15 protein-coding genes are annotated in these 14,477 nt (G+C 52.3%); all 15 read left to right on the plus strand.

Annotated elements, in window-relative coordinates; all coding sequences use genetic code 11:
• The first annotated feature begins 39 nt into the window (after positions 1-39).
• The 15 genes from CPA45_RS18960 to CPA45_RS19030 all read left to right on the plus strand — a co-directional run bounded on the left by CPA45_RS18960 (position 40) and on the right by CPA45_RS19030 (position 14,476).
• Entirely contained in the window at positions 40-1,944 is a 1,905-nt protein-coding gene (locus CPA45_RS18960; RefSeq protein ID WP_096654258.1) for a ParB family protein, read from the plus strand.
• Entirely contained in the window at positions 1,941-2,561 is a 621-nt protein-coding gene (locus CPA45_RS18965) for a DUF2857 domain-containing protein (protein WP_096654260.1), read from the plus strand. The genes CPA45_RS18960 and CPA45_RS18965 overlap by 4 nt, the downstream gene beginning before the upstream one ends.
• Positions 2,549-3,931, plus strand: a complete 1,383-nt coding sequence (locus CPA45_RS18970) for an STY4528 family pathogenicity island replication protein (RefSeq protein ID WP_096654262.1) — start codon at positions 2,549-2,551, stop codon at positions 3,929-3,931. The genes CPA45_RS18965 and CPA45_RS18970 overlap by 13 nt, the downstream gene beginning before the upstream one ends.
• A gap of 145 nt (positions 3,932-4,076) precedes the next feature.
• Positions 4,077-4,901, plus strand: coding sequence for a PFL_4669 family integrating conjugative element protein (locus CPA45_RS18975; protein ID WP_165771586.1), 825 nt, complete (start codon positions 4,077-4,079; stop codon positions 4,899-4,901).
• Between the two features lie 237 nt (positions 4,902-5,138).
• The gene (locus CPA45_RS18980) at positions 5,139-5,645 is read left to right on the plus strand and encodes a DUF3158 family protein (RefSeq protein WP_096654266.1); all 507 of its coding nucleotides are present in this window, start codon (positions 5,139-5,141) and stop codon (positions 5,643-5,645) included.
• An 84-nt stretch (positions 5,646-5,729) separates the two neighbouring features.
• Positions 5,730-6,236, plus strand: coding sequence for a single-stranded DNA-binding protein (locus tag CPA45_RS18985; RefSeq protein WP_096654268.1), 507 nt, complete (start codon positions 5,730-5,732; stop codon positions 6,234-6,236).
• Complete coding sequence (locus tag CPA45_RS18990) at positions 6,233-6,832, plus strand: hypothetical protein (protein WP_096654270.1); 600 nt, start codon at positions 6,233-6,235, stop codon at positions 6,830-6,832. Before CPA45_RS18985 ends, CPA45_RS18990 begins: the two co-directional genes overlap by 4 nt.
• A gap of 14 nt (positions 6,833-6,846) precedes the next feature.
• A complete protein-coding gene (locus tag CPA45_RS18995; RefSeq protein WP_165771587.1) occupies positions 6,847-7,452 on the plus strand; it encodes a PH domain-containing protein in 606 nt (201 codons plus the stop codon).
• A 21-nt stretch (positions 7,453-7,473) separates the two neighbouring features.
• Positions 7,474-7,695, plus strand: a complete 222-nt coding sequence (locus CPA45_RS19000; RefSeq protein ID WP_096654274.1) for a hypothetical protein — start codon at positions 7,474-7,476, stop codon at positions 7,693-7,695.
• A 348-nt stretch (positions 7,696-8,043) separates the two neighbouring features.
• Positions 8,044-10,056 (plus strand): DNA topoisomerase III, encoded by a 2,013-nt coding sequence (locus CPA45_RS19005; RefSeq protein ID WP_096654276.1) that lies wholly within the window; start codon positions 8,044-8,046, stop codon positions 10,054-10,056.
• 743 nt (positions 10,057-10,799) lie between these two features.
• Positions 10,800-11,462, plus strand: coding sequence for a PFGI-1 class ICE element type IV pilus protein PilL2 (gene pilL2, locus CPA45_RS19010; RefSeq protein ID WP_096654278.1), 663 nt, complete (start codon positions 10,800-10,802; stop codon positions 11,460-11,462).
• Positions 11,449-12,273, plus strand: coding sequence for a hypothetical protein (locus CPA45_RS19015; RefSeq protein ID WP_096654280.1), 825 nt, complete (start codon positions 11,449-11,451; stop codon positions 12,271-12,273). Before pilL2 ends, CPA45_RS19015 begins: the two co-directional genes overlap by 14 nt.
• A 29-nt stretch (positions 12,274-12,302) precedes the next feature.
• Complete coding sequence (locus CPA45_RS19020; protein WP_165771588.1) at positions 12,303-13,028, plus strand: TIGR03759 family integrating conjugative element protein; 726 nt, start codon at positions 12,303-12,305, stop codon at positions 13,026-13,028.
• A gap of 11 nt (positions 13,029-13,039) precedes the next feature.
• Positions 13,040-13,870: a lysozyme family protein gene (locus CPA45_RS19025; RefSeq protein WP_208858555.1), complete on the plus strand. Its 831-nt coding sequence runs from the start codon at positions 13,040-13,042 to the stop codon at positions 13,868-13,870.
• A gap of 15 nt (positions 13,871-13,885) precedes the next feature.
• Positions 13,886-14,476, plus strand: coding sequence for an integrating conjugative element protein (locus CPA45_RS19030; RefSeq protein ID WP_244287656.1), 591 nt, complete (start codon positions 13,886-13,888; stop codon positions 14,474-14,476).
• Position 14,477 lies beyond the last annotated feature (1 nt).

The raw sequence follows: 14,477 nt of genomic DNA on the forward strand, positions 1-14,477 counted from the left end.
GGATACCGCTGTCGCGGATACAGCGGAGGGAAACATCCAATGAGTAAGAAACATATGTCGCAGAACGAAATCCTGCAAAAATTACAGCAGCCAGGCCCAACGCTCAAAAGCCAGCCTGTTAAGAGCCTAGGGGCTCCCCTGCGCGAGATGGGCATCGAGGTCACTCTAAACGATGTGCGTCCCTATGACCGGAACCCTCGTAGTCAGCGTAACCCCAAATATGACGAGATCAAGGCGTCGATTCGCGCCGCTGGATTGAAGCATGCTCCAGTTCTGACTCAGCGGCCCGGTGATGATCTGTACATGATCTCTGATGGCGGCAACACTCGCCTGGAGATCCTGACAGAGCTTTACGCTGAGACAGGTGATGAGAAGTACTACCGGTTCCATGCCATCTTCAGGCCGTGGATTTCAGAAGCGGCGGCCATGGCGGGCCACCTCTCTGAAAATGAAAACCGAGGCGATCTGAGCTGGATTGAGAAGTGCTTGGGGCTGCAGGAGCTGAAGCAGGAGCTGGAGCAGGAGGCGGATCAGTCATTCTCACAGCGCGAACTGGTATCGATTGCCCAGGGGCTGGGGTATACGATTAACCAGAGCCATATTAGCAAGATGCTCTACACCCTGGAGCACCTCTGGCCAACGCTACCTCTAACGCTGCAAAGCGGTATGGGAAAACCACAAGTCGAGAAGGCTATCCGTTATCGTGAAGCCACGCTGCAGATTTGGGTGTACTGCGAGGTTAAGCCGAAGGAGGATTTCGCAGGGGCCTGGCACACGACCATGTCCCAATTTGATCGTGAGGATCAAGATGTTCTCCCGTGGTCGATCGTCGAAGACCGACTTTTAGGCATGCTTGAGGCCGAAATGCAGGTTCACTTGGCCCCTCTGGATCATGCTTTGAGCACCATTCTTGAGTATCGCCAACGCCGCTACTCACTAGAGGAACATCGCGATCAGATCTGGGGCCCTCTGGATGTAGAGTTGGGCCGTGCGGAGGGAATTCCAAGAACCACCTATCCACCGTTGCCAGAAGCAAAGCCCGACAGTACGGACAGTACGAAGACGGCGACGCTTCAGCAGGTAGTAGAACCCCAATCAGCACAAGAGGTTGGTGATAGCACTCTCTCTTTCCAGGCTTCAGAGAAAGACCAAGGCGGCGATAGTGAGAATGACGAACTTGCTGCTCTGCGCCGAAAGCTAGCGGAGCTGCAGGAAGAGAATGCATCCCTAGTGGAACAAGCTGTAGTGCCTCCGACCTCGATGATCAGCGAGGTCAGTGTCCCACGTTCTAGTGAGCAGGATAGCAACGATAACGATGCTGAGGGGGACGCAGTGTTGTCGTTAAGCGACGAAGAGCGGCAGCAGCGCATTGCCGATCAGACCCTCTCACCGGTTCATGAATCAGAAGGGCACCGGAATCTGCGTGAGATGCTAGCTCGCCAGGAAGGCGGTGAACCTATTAATTTTGAGGCCAATGCTGTTCGTAGTATCCCACTCATGAGCGACGGCCCTGAAGGTGGTCCGGTTTATCCAGTCACTGATATCTGGACCGTTGAACCTCAGTATTTGGCTCCTAGGGACCTGCGTGTACAGATCAACCAGTTTGCTCAAGGGCTCGCTCGTTGGGCGGGATTCTGCAAGCCAGGGGACGAGCTGTACCCAGTACAGCCTTCCAACACTGGAGTGGGTTACCAGTTAGAGCCGTTATCCGATGAGCAATCCCAGTCTCCACGTGCACAAAAAATGTGGCAGTTGCTAGCCAGTTTGGCTGGAGAACCACTTCATCCAATGTACCCAGATGCATCTCTGATCGGAGAGCTGTTAGGAACCAACAGTGACGAGGATGCGTTACCAGATGAATTGCTGGTCCGTTTCTACCGCATGGTTCGCCTAGTTCGCGTCCTGCGCGAAGAGATCAAGCGTGACGAGGAGGATGCATCATGAGTAGCCAATCTGTGACATTCGCCATTCTCAACCAAGTCATCGTTTTCATTCGCGAGGGCAATATGAGCCGTGCTAGGTCACTGGGGTTTACCGAGAGTGAACTTCGTGAACTGCGTCGCCTGTCGGCCAGTGATCTCGAAGAGCTGGCCAGAGAAAAACAGGCGATATGTCGTGTACAGGTGGATCACGAAATGCTTCATGCACGGATTCGTAGGTTAACCCAAGATCAAGACCGTGAATCGCAGATTGATAGGTGTCTCGAACTGGGAGCTAGTGTGGCCATGATGTCGAAATTTTTCGGTTTAACGCCTAATGATTGCTCGACACGTCGTCTCATGCTGAATCTTGAAACACGCCCAGGGCGCCAAGCGCTTCCTCCAGAGGAGGAGGAACATGAAGCCTGGCACCGTTGGCAAGAGATTTCCTCTGATGCACAAGACCCCCTGCTTGCCCCCGACGACCTGACCGGCATGCTGACGTTAGCAGAAGAAACAGGCCTCACCCTGACGGCGATTTGGAGTTTGGTTAAAAGCTGGGTAAATGCCGATCCCTCTAAAGATCCTGATGAGGAAGCTCCCAATAACCAGTTGCCGAGAGGGCCTGCATGTCGCGCATAGAAGACTGGGAAATTCTGATCGGTCGAGCGGCATCTACCATGACACAGCGCCGAGGCAATCACGCCTCGGCGTTCGAGCAAGGTAACGATGACCCCACCGATGGACTGCTGTTCCTCGGAAATGTCCATGAGACAGTGCCGAGAGGGTTGTTGCTCGACCGCCGTTTGGGAGCGGTTGATGTTCTTGGCTGGCAGATGATTCGCATGTTATGCAACGCGGACCGAACCACGGCGTTTCCGAGCTACGATGATCTCCAACCGTTGCTCAGAAGCAGCATTGGCACTCAAGCCTCACGAGGTACCGTGGCTAGAGTGATGGCCATACTACGGCTCACGCGCTGGCTGAGCCTTAGTCATCGGGCACGCCACGAAACTAACGGGCGGGTGATCGGCAACGTTTACGTACTGCACGATGAACCGGTAAACCCCGCCGATGCCAGTATCCTCGATAGAGAGTATTTCAAGTTTGTCGAAATGTCGCTGCGGCACAATCATAGAGCTGTCCGTGAAGTGGCTGAAGCGGTTCGCATTGATCTCTTGAAACAAGGGTATGCCATAGAGGACAACACAGATAGAAATACTCGCCAAGTGACGACAGCCTCTCGATCCATTGATGATCGGTTGAATCACCGGGCTCAACGCTTCCAGGAAATGCAGCACAAGGGGGAATCTGGGCAGTTCTCCAACGATCTACCCCAGTTCTCTAGGAGAACTCAGTCGAAAAACAAGGATTTACCCCTTAGTTCTCCTAGCGAACTAAGCCAGTTCTCTACTCGGACTACCCCCAGTTCTTCTAGAGAACTAAGTCTAAAATCAAGCGCTTACCGCTTAGTTCCTCTAGCGAACTCAGCCCTTACTACAGTACGTAGTAGTTATAATAACTTACGTACTTGTAAGGGGAGTCAGAGCAGTGAGGAGCGGAAACTGTTCTGGTCTGACAAACTAGAGATCCCTTCTGGAGAACGCCATTCGATTCTCCATTCGATCGAGAAACTCCCGTTCGATCTCCAGCAAGCAGTGCTGGATGAAACCGCCGGAAAGGTCGCTGTCGGCAAGAGCTCTAGTCCCATGGGCCTGCTGCACACATTAATCAAGCGAGCAGCAGCAGGTGAGTTTCGGCCCACCAAGCATGCGCAACAGCAAGCAGAACGACGAGGGGAGCGGTATATCCAAGACGCCTCAGAGCAAGAGAACCCCGTAAGTCGACCCGACCGTTCACAACCGGCATCGGCGCAAAGTTCCCAAGCGTCCAAGCCAGCTGTGTCGCCCGAAGCACAACAGCAGGCGAAACAAACTGCACGTGCGGCACGGGAGATGATGATGAAAGCAGTGGGGCTCAAGCGAGATGATGTGCCGCCTTCGCTGCGATAGACACCGCAATGGCTAAAGCAAGCAGCCCAAGTTATTTACAAAGTTATTTTTATTTACTTGGCTGGAATTAAGTTTTTGGGTGGATCGTGATATGCCCATGGGGCAGTGTCGAGCAAACCCAACAAGCGCGAGAGCGAGACTGGATATGGCTGTAGATATGAATTCAATGGGGGCGTTGCGTAGCAAGATTAACTTGAGTCTGCATACGTACCACGCGACCAGGCTCTGGTGGGGGCGCGGCGTTGAGTCTGGCAAGCCTCAGATTATTGGGATGCGGCAATTTCTATTTTTGACAGGTGCCATACAGCGCAACGTGACCCGTGACGATCCTTATGCTGACCACTGGATGCTTCAGATTGATGCCAAAATAGAGGATGTTCGGAAGGTGGTGGATCAGCTCCTGGCAGATTCAGAAAATCTCCTCCAGCAGATCCCCGAAGAACTCTCAATCGAAGAAAACGTGAACCAGAAACCGTTTACGACACCCGTGTATACCGGCGGGCAACAAGGTTGGTTAGCGTTGCGCCTGCTGATCGATTTTGACCGGCTTGCACGCAACATTCTTCTAGCAAGCCATGTGGCTCTGATCTCTCGCAATGATGCATTTGATCTTTTGCGGTCAGCAAATCACGCCTTACGCAGTATGTGTGCTTTCCCTCAGCGCTACTTTGGCTATAGCGGTGTGACCCGAGACGACTTTGCCGCCAACAATGCTAAGGCCCGTGACGCACGTGAAAAATTTGGCGATCTCCCCAAAGAGATATTGGAGGGTACGCTGCGTAGCCCCTATGCACCGCCGATCCAGAAGCCAGTATCTACAGCTCCCTCAGAGGTAAAAAAAGTTGCAGCAGCATCTACAACAGCTCAGCCAGAGCTTGAGCATGGGAGTACTGCAACAGGTAATGCCCAGCAGGGAGAGCCAGACCTGTATGCAGACTTGAACGATGACGATGAACTGGCCGAAGACTAATTATGAAGTGTGATCTAGGCAGTGAGTTATGCCGGGGGGTATAGAGTTTACTTAGGAAATTGGGTGCCGATGAGAGCGCTGACAGGTGATTCCACTGGAATCAATTTTAATTAGGAAATTGGGTGGCAATGAGAGCGCTGACAGGTGATTCCACTGGAATCAATTTTAATTAGGTAGTGCTGTAGGCGGAAAAGTTGCAGAAGTTGACCCTAACACTGACCAACTCTGAACTCGAGAATGAACAACATGATGGCCATTGCGATGCAATCTAACAATGATTTTCCACCAGGTAGCAACACAGAGCTCCCACCAAATCCCTACGCAAAGGGCCTTTTAAAACCTTTTTATAAGGGTAAGGGGGGAATCCTTAGGCTACGGGATGAGTTGATGTCGGAGTCTGATGCTATGAACCAAGAAGCCATTAACTTTGAGCAGCAGTACAACCCTTGGCTGTACTCCATAGGCATTGCCATTAAACGACACGGGGACCAAGGGCGGAGAACTCATTATTTGAGGTGGCGTGACAAGGGGCTGAAAAAAATGGGGGATGCGCTCTTTGAAGGTGCGATGCTGCGGCAAGATCTTGCTGAACCGATGCGACAACAGCTTTTTGATATCGAAATGAAGCGATGCTCGTTTAATGGTCGTGCGGGAATGGTCAATCAAGAGCTGCGTAACTTACGCAAGATCATTAAACGGATGGAGAGGGCTGAGAGTCTGTTTAATCGAGATAAAGAATCATGACATCACGCTATTAATATTTTCCGACGACAGTCGAGCTCCTTGGCGCGACATTGGTGATTCACCAATCAACACAAGGATCTTTAAATGGGCACGCGATTTTTCGGCGAGGGGAATATTGGGTCAGACCCAGTACTCAAAATGTTCCCAGGCAATGGTAATCAACCACCACGCGGTGTTCTGAGGCTGAACGTTCGATTTGATAACTTAATGCCTAGTGACAACGGCATGGTTGATCGAGGTGGTTTTTGGTCGGATGTCGAGATTTGGGGGCGCTACGTTGAGCAGTGGGCTTCGTTATACCAACGCGGTCAACGCGTATTGGTATCTGGACGGATGGTTGATGGCAGTTGGGAGAAAGACGGCGTACCTCAACCGGCATTTAAGGTAATGGGAGATCGGGTTGGTATTCTGCCGTTTCGTGTCAGTCAGGTGATTATGGAGGCAAGGCCAAACCAGGAGCAGCAGACACCTCCTGTTCAAAATGAAGGCCAAGTTCCCCAGCCGCCTATGCATCAGCAGCATCAGCACCCACCATCAAGTCAATACCCGATGAACCCGCAACCAAGCATGGAAGATGGTGGGCAACAATGACTATTCAAGCAATGCGTTGGACTCATCTAGTAGGGGCTGGTTTAGTGGTTGTAGCCATCTCAGGTTGTGCGACTACTGATCATGTCTACTCAGGTAGTCACTGCTTAACCTGCATTAATAACCCAATCACGGGTGAGCCGATTAATTACGACCCAAATGAAAACCCGGGCCTCGAAGAGCAAGCGGTAGCAAGTGGGCAACCGGTCCAGAAGGTACCGGAGGATGTTACTGGCAACGGTCGTGGAAGTTTTCGTATTGAGTCAGAGGTCGATGTTGATACAGCTTACGCACGACTCCGTTCTGGATTTCGTTTCCGTGCACCCTCGGATTTCTTGGATAGCCTGAGTGATCGCATGGCGCAGCGCGATGTTGCGTATCATCATGATGCTAATCCAGGGTCTTTCTATCGTCTGAGCGATTATGAGCGTCAGATGATTGATGGACGTGAACACCTGATCATACTCAAGGCTCAGTTAGAGCGCAGTGGCAGTGGTTCGCGTATCAATGTTGAATTTGTGCCGAGTGGAACACTCACATATAACGTTGATGAGATGCAAGCTGCACTGCAGCAGCGGTTCGACACGGTACTGAGGTAAACAGGAGGATGGTGATGGGTCACAGTCAGGATAGTATCAGTCGTCCTACTAACGAAAAATGGGTTACTGAAGAAGTGACGCTTAAAGTACTGAAGCCTTCTGCACGGGCTGTGATCCCTATGGCGATCTTTTACCTGATAGTCGCCGTGGCCATTACCTGGTTGCTGATCCAGTTCTACGTTGAGGTGGCGTGGGGTGCGAATCTACTGGCTGAAATAATTGGTGATCGTTTTCCGAATGACACTTGGTTTTGGTGGCTGCTAGGAAGCGTTTGGTGCCTCTGTTTGCTACAGCCACTTATTCGCCTTCTAGAATTGAAGACGGCTACATACGAGTTCACAAATCGTCGACTTCGCTATACCGTCGGGATCCTTAGTCGGCGGCGGGATCAGATTGAACTTGTGAGGGTGCGTGACCTGACAGCCTTTCGGTCGCTGGTTCAGCGGTTACTTGGACTGGGGACGCTGAGAATGGAGACGGTTGACCGTACGCATCCTCAATTTGATCTGATAGCACAGAAGTCTGTGTATGAGCTCAAGGACTGGGTTCATGAACTGAATGCCAGCGAACGGGCACGGCTTGGGTATCGTGAGTTCGAAGGCACCCAGGGGATTGGGTGATTTATATGGGGAATAGAGAATATGCCGAAAGATCTGAGCAGTGAGCGTATTGGAATACTTAATGCTGCCCGACTCCTAGGTGTGAGTGTTTCTGAACTCAAGGAGGCGTTGCGTCTTGGGAAAGACCTGCGAGGCAATACTCCGCCTCAGCCAATGGTGCAGGGTAGTGGCTCTAGTGGCACACAGATGCTCTTTCGTTTCGGTGATGTTATGGCCGTGGCTGAGAAAATCGGGAAGGGGTGATGTGTTCGACGTTAGTCGTTGTAGCTGTGACGGCGCTTCTGCAATCGGATTCGTCGCTTCAGTCGCTTCGCGATCATCTGAAATATTCCTAAGAGAAGTAAATGTTATGACAGACATCACATTCAGTAACTCCCTCCGCGATCAATTCCGTGACCCCGACGTGGACTCGTTACCGAAGCCGACGTTGAACGTCGAGCCACTACGGTAAGTGGCACCTCATCAACCAGTTAGCATTTTTAATCGCTATGGGAGGGCGGCCAAAATCACTCAATCCGGTATTACGGATTCTTCTTCATCACCGTGCCTCACTCCTTGATCCTGTCTCCTATCATCTAATGGGAGATAAATATGCGACTTTTTCTCTGTGAAAAACCGTCTCAAGCGAGGGATATTGCTGGTGTCTTGGGGGCAAACCAGAAAGGCGACGGTTGTCTGAGAGGTGCTGGAGCTATCGTCACTTGGGCTTTTGGTCATTTGCTGGAGCAAGCTCCTCCTGAGGCCTACGATCCTGCTTATAAGCGATGGGCACTTGAGTTACTTCCTATTGTGCCGACTGATTGGAAGCTTGAAATCAAGGCGAGTGCCAAGAAGCAATTCAATTTTATCCGAAAGCTACTCAAAGAAGCATCATCCGTGGTGATAGCCACCGATGCTGAGCGGGAAGGTGAACTCATCGCCCGTGAGATACTGGATTACTGCGGCTATCGAGGGCCGGTGACACGTCTTTGGGTATCGGCAATGAACGAGCCATCAATCCGTAAAGCTCTGGCCGATATTCGACCTGGCGATTCAACCTTACGGCTCTACCAGGCTGCGCTTGGGCGCAGTCGTGCTGACTGGTTGGTCGGTATGAATATGACTCGCGCTTTCACAGTGCTGGCACAGCAGCACGGCTATGATGGTGTGCTGTCGGTTGGGCGTGTGCAAACCCCTACGCTGCGTTTAGTAGTAGATCGCGATCGTGAGATTGCGAACTTTGTGCCAAAGCCATTTTGGGAGGTCGTGGGTCAGTTTAACGCTGAGGGTGGTGTATTCAGCGCCAAGTGGAAGCCGCGAGATGACTCCCTACTTGATGATGCAGGGCGCTGTATCAATGAGCAGGCCGCACGATCACTGGTCCAGCGGGCAACGAATGGCCAAGGGCGTATTGTTCACCTTGAAACAGCCCGAAAGAAAGAAGCTCCGCCGTTGGTGTTTGACTTGGCGACATTGCAGCAGGAGGGATCGCGGCGTTATGGCTATGGGGCCCAGCAAGTGCTGGATATTGCACAGGCACTGTATGAGACCCATAAGGCGACAACCTATCCTCGGACCGACTGCCGCTACTTACCAGAGTCGATGCTGGACGAAGCGGAGGTGGTTGTGACGGCGCTACTGCAATCGGATTCGTCGCTTCAGCCGCTTCGCAACCGGCTGGATATGACGCGTCAGAGTCGCGTATGGAACGACAGTAAAATTACCGCGCACCATGGCATCATTCCTACGACGTCTCCTTGCAATTTATCACGCATGAGCGAGCCGGAGCGAAATCTCTACGATTTGGTTCGGCGGCATTATCTCGCCCAGTTTATGCCTCAGCATGAGTATGATCAGACAGATGTAGTCGTAAAGCTTGAGGGAGAGAACTTTGTAGCGACGGGGCGACAGGTAAAAGTAGATGGATGGCGTGATCTTTTTCCACGTGTGACCAGTGAGGACGATGAGGAGAGTAAAGAGGGAAGTAGCCAGGCGTTACCAGTGTTGTCACAGGGTGAGGTTTGTCCTGTCCGCTCTCTTGATACGCTGACCAAGCAGACAACGCCACCCAAGCCGTTCACGGAAGGCACGCTAATTGCTGCAATGAAGAATATTGCGCGTTTCGAGCCAAACGAGACGCTGAAGGCTCAGCTCAAGGCGACAGCAGGTATTGGGACGGAAGCGACACGTGCCGGGATTATTGAAACACTTATCAAACGTGGTTTTTTAAAACGCCAAAAACGTGCATTGCGCTCAACGCCAACTGGCCAGCAGCTGATTGGGGCGTTGCCGGAGCTATTGACCGCTCCTGGCATGACCGCACTTTGGGAGCAATCGCTGGATGAAGTTGAAGCAGGACGTTTGAGCCTACAGGCGTTTATGGAACGTCAAGAAGCCTTGATTACCAAACTGGTTCAACATGCGTCTGGCGTGACGATGGCGCTACCGCAACAGCCATCCAAGAAGTGCCCGTTGTGTGGATCTCCCATGCGGAAGCGCAAGGGGGGGAATGGACCCTTCTGGGGATGTAGCCGTCATCCCGAATGCAAGGGAACCATCAACATCGGGAATAATAGCAAGCGTGGTAATGATAAACGCCGACCAGCAGCAAAGCGTTCTACTTAATATTCTCATGTTTTGTGGCTCCCTTAGTAAAAATGCTTTCTCAGCGAGTTGTTGAAATGTTGACCAATGTGACTGGGGTGCCATAATAGCGGCGAACCCCGTTGGTTACTGTCGGTCATCAGTAACGCCCTTTGAGTGCTCTGACACTCTCGGTCCCGAAGTCTCCCAAACCACATGCAAGGAGACGTCCCCGCTGCCAGATCGATGGCCACCACTTTGCACTGTTGAGGGGATTTGTGGTTCATTTGTCGTAGGTCAACCTGGTGCGTTGACCACTCTGCACTAACTGTTCAGTCCGGCCAGCAAACTGTCTCTTACTGTTAGGGATTGTTTGCTGGCCGGACTGACTTTGTCTTCACATTGGCGGTGCCCGCCGCTTAACCAATGGGATCCGTTTGTGCGGGGAGAAGCCGCGCAAAATCGTTAAGTACGATATGCCGATCAACGCCACCATAGGATCGGGTGTGGGTTGTTTCAGTACATGGCTATGAGGGACATGTTTGAAATGACAATCATTGTGGCAAGCTATCTTGAGCTACCCACCGGCAGGTAGGTGCATACTCTTCGATTCGTCGTGATTCACATAATTCAGGCTGGGGGGCTCCAACGGAGCGCCTTAGTTTGTACTGCGTCAATACATCCCCTTTCCTTCATCCTTCCGATTAACATTTCTTATCGACCCTTTCCCGTGCTAGCGGCACCGTGAGACAGATTCTGTTCAGTGTCATCACGAGGCCAACTTGATGCGTTTCCCCCTCCGTTTGATTACCAGTGGTCTGGCTGCTGCTTTACTGGCCGGATGTGCCCACCACCAAACCACACCCACGACCGATTCCAGGACTGTTGATGCGGCAACATCACTTGAAATTACCCCTAAGCGAGAGCCTGATCTTGTGCGTCGTGAACATCGGGTCATTACCGGCCCAAACCCTCCGCGTACCGGCATCGTTGATCCAGATGTCTACAGCCAGGATCTGATCCCCGTTGAGGTGTTGCGTACAGGACGTTACCAACTTGTGACCACTCGTGCGCCTTTAGGCCAGCGTCATTTGCTCGAACAAACCATTCATGTCCGTATCCCGCCGAGCGTTGTCACTACGGTTGGCGATGGAATCCGATACACATTAAAGAATACGGGTATTTCACTGTGTTCTGGTCAGGAAAATAACCAGCGCCTGCTGTTCAACAGCCCCCTGCCAGCCACGCATTACCACCTAGGGCCAATGTCGCTACGTGAGGCGCTGCAGGTACTAGCAGGTGATGCCTGGGAGCTGGAAATCGATCCGGTACTGCGTGAAGCCTGCTATCAGCAGCGTGACATTCGAACCGTTGAAACCTGGGACGTAGTCTATCGCGCTGCTGGTGAGGGAGAAGATAGTCGTGAGGTGAGCAATGAACAGCTCTAACGATGAGTCTCCAGATACGATTGTTGCTGAGCATGATGATCATCCGCCGAAGCCGAAAAGCAGCGGTAAGTCTCGTGTTAAATCTCGTTCGAAGATGCCGTTACCTGTCAAAGCTGGGGTAGGCGGTGTCGTTCTCGTGGGGGGATTCCTCATTTTAGTTGCACTGATACGGGGGGAGAGCAGTGGTGAGGAGAAATTCGAGAATTTGAAGATGGATGTAGCTGGCACGCGAGCAGATCTTCTACTCATAGAAGAGCGGCTGACACAGTTTGAGGGCTTTGAAGAACGCTTGAAACGCTTGGATGAGGGGGGCGATGTACTACGTGAAAATCTGGAAGGCCTGAACGGCTATGAAACTCGCATGGATGCATTGGAACAGCGAATTAACCAGTTCAGTTCTCAGGTGGAATTACAGATGGTGGCGTTCTCAGAGCGGTTAGAGAACAAGCTGGAGGAGTCGGAGGCCGCTGTTGAGGCAGCTGAACAGCAGGCTCAGCTCGCTCGAGATGAGGCGCGGCGGGCGGCTTCAGCGCAAGCAGAAGCAGAGCGTTTGGCAGCTCGATCAACCTCGCAATCGCAAACATCGACAAGGCCTGTATCTCCAGCCCGACCGCCTTTTAGTATTTCAGGTGTGGAATTCCGAGGTGGTCGGAATTTCTTGAGTATTGCGAGCGGGCCGGTGAACTCGCTGGGTGATGTGAAATTGTTGGGTGAGCGTGATTCCGAAGGAGAGTGGCAGCTCGTCAACATCGGTAGCTCGTCTGCTGAGTTTTACTACCGGGGGCGCAGCGTGACGGTACCACTGCCATGAAACAATTGAGGGATGAGAGGGGTGATCAAATGAATCCTGCTTCAACGCGAGTTTTGGGATTGGCCATTGGGGCAGCCATGGTCTCCATGGTGTCAACGCAAGTCCTCGCTCAATCATCCTCTGTTCTGGAGCAACTATCAGTGGAAGAGACTGAGGAAAAAAGTTCGCTTCGCACTGAGGCTAAAGAGTGGGGACTCAATGAGCGGGAGCTGGAACGCTACGAGCAATTGATGGAGGGGCTACGTGGCATTTGGTCGCCAAACCTGGATCCAGTGACGGCGTTGGGAATCGAGGCCGAAACTGCACAGGAGCGTCGACGTTATGCCGAGCTGCTCGTAGAGATCGAGAAAGCGAGGGTAGAGCGTGAGCTGGCATTTCAACATGCATATGACGAAGCCTGGGCTCGCATGTATCCAGATGATATGCCGATCAATCCGTTTCTTGAGAGTGATGGGCACCGTGTCAGCTCTTTGTTTCCCGAGACTCAAAACCCTCCACGGGTGAGCGTTCATGTTGCTGCAGACGGTTGTACTCGTTGTGATCAAACGATAGCAGAATTGCTGTCGAGCGGTGTCAGCATGGATATTTTTGTCATCGGAACGGACAGTGATGACAGCAAGATCCGTGCGTGGGCGCGAGAGCACTCTGTACCTGTCAGCCGTGTTCAGAGTCGCGAAATCACCCTTAATCATGGGCGTGTACAACCGTCACTAGGCGTAACGATTGAGAGCGTTCCTCAGGTTTTTTCTCAGTAGTGGAGGTAGCCGTGAACGCATTCAACGTTTTTATTCGGAGGATGGGGAGAACGCTTAAGCGGCAGTCTGTTCTGTATGCCTTTTGCCTGTCAGGTTTGAGTTCAGCTGCAGCTGCTACGGATATCCCGGAGGCATATCACTTGGCGGCCGATATGCATGGTGTTCCCCCGGAGATCCTTTACGCCGTTGCCCTTAATGAGTCTAAGGTTCAGCTTGATCACGGCGTTCGTCCATGGCCATGGACGCTGAATATTGCGGGTAAGGGGTACCATTTTGCAACGCGAGATGAGGCATGTGACGCGCTATTCCGAGCACTGTTTGAAACAGAGATCATCGATGTAGGTATTGCTCAGCTCAATGTTCGATGGCAACCGCAATTATTTGGGGCTGGACACCGATTTGTGCATCACTGTGATGCACTTGAGCCGTATGCGAACTTGGAGGAGGCTGCCAGGCTGTTACGGCAGCATTACGACGACAGTGGTGATTGGCTGGTAGCCGCTGGTCGCTACCATCGTCCAGCGGGCGGCGCTCCCGCTGCCCGGTATCGGCGAGCTATCGCCGCCAACTTGGCGAAACTGGAGGCGGGCAGTCCGTCTTTTCAACGTTCAACGGGCCGACTCCAAGTTCAGTTTGCTTCTGTAGAGGAGATTAATGCCTCTGCAGCATCACAATATAGCTCAACCCCTCAATCTTCATTTGCTTCTGTATCTGAGCAATACCAGCCGATTGCTATTGATCATTCTCTTAATTGGGTGTCTCCGTCGGAGCCAGAACCCGCAGAACCCGTGTCATGGATTGACCCGCATGTGCGTTGGGACCGACTGGTGGCGGCTCAATAACCAAGGAATTGCTTTATGAAACGAATAAGAATGGCTATGTCATTCGCAGGTGTGTTTGCCGTGATAGTTGTCAGTACACCGATGATGGCGCAATCCCAACTGATGCCAAGTGAGTCAGAGGTGGGGGATGTGGCCGCTGACTTAATGCCGGAATTGACGGTTGTGGCTGATCATGGGGGAGAGCCTGCTCGCCCGTATTTTGTGGCCATCGGAATGGCAGGTGTTCCTGAGTCAGAGGGGTATGTATCAGAGCCCCAGGAACCGTTGTCGATCAGTGAGTTGGATATGCTACCTGTTGTAAGTGAAACATTAACACCCGGGCGTGCGGAGGCACGGTCGCTTGAGTTGCCTGCGGGGACAACCCCCTTTTTTTTAGTCGGAGATGATGATCTCTCATTGAAATGGCTGGAACAACGTGGCGATATTCTTCGCTCCATGTATGCAGTGGGCTTAGTGGTAAACGTTCAGGGTGCCGAAGGCATGGAGCGGCTGCGCAATGCCGCTCCAGGGCTTGAGCTCCGACCTGTCGCAGGCGATGACCTTGCCGGACGCGTTGGCCTATCTCACTACCCTGTTTTGATTACCGCGACTCGTATTGAGCAGTGAG

It is taken from the genome of Vreelandella nigrificans (assembly GCF_002374315.1).
GTDB lineage: Bacteria > Pseudomonadota > Gammaproteobacteria > Pseudomonadales > Halomonadaceae > Vreelandella > Vreelandella nigrificans.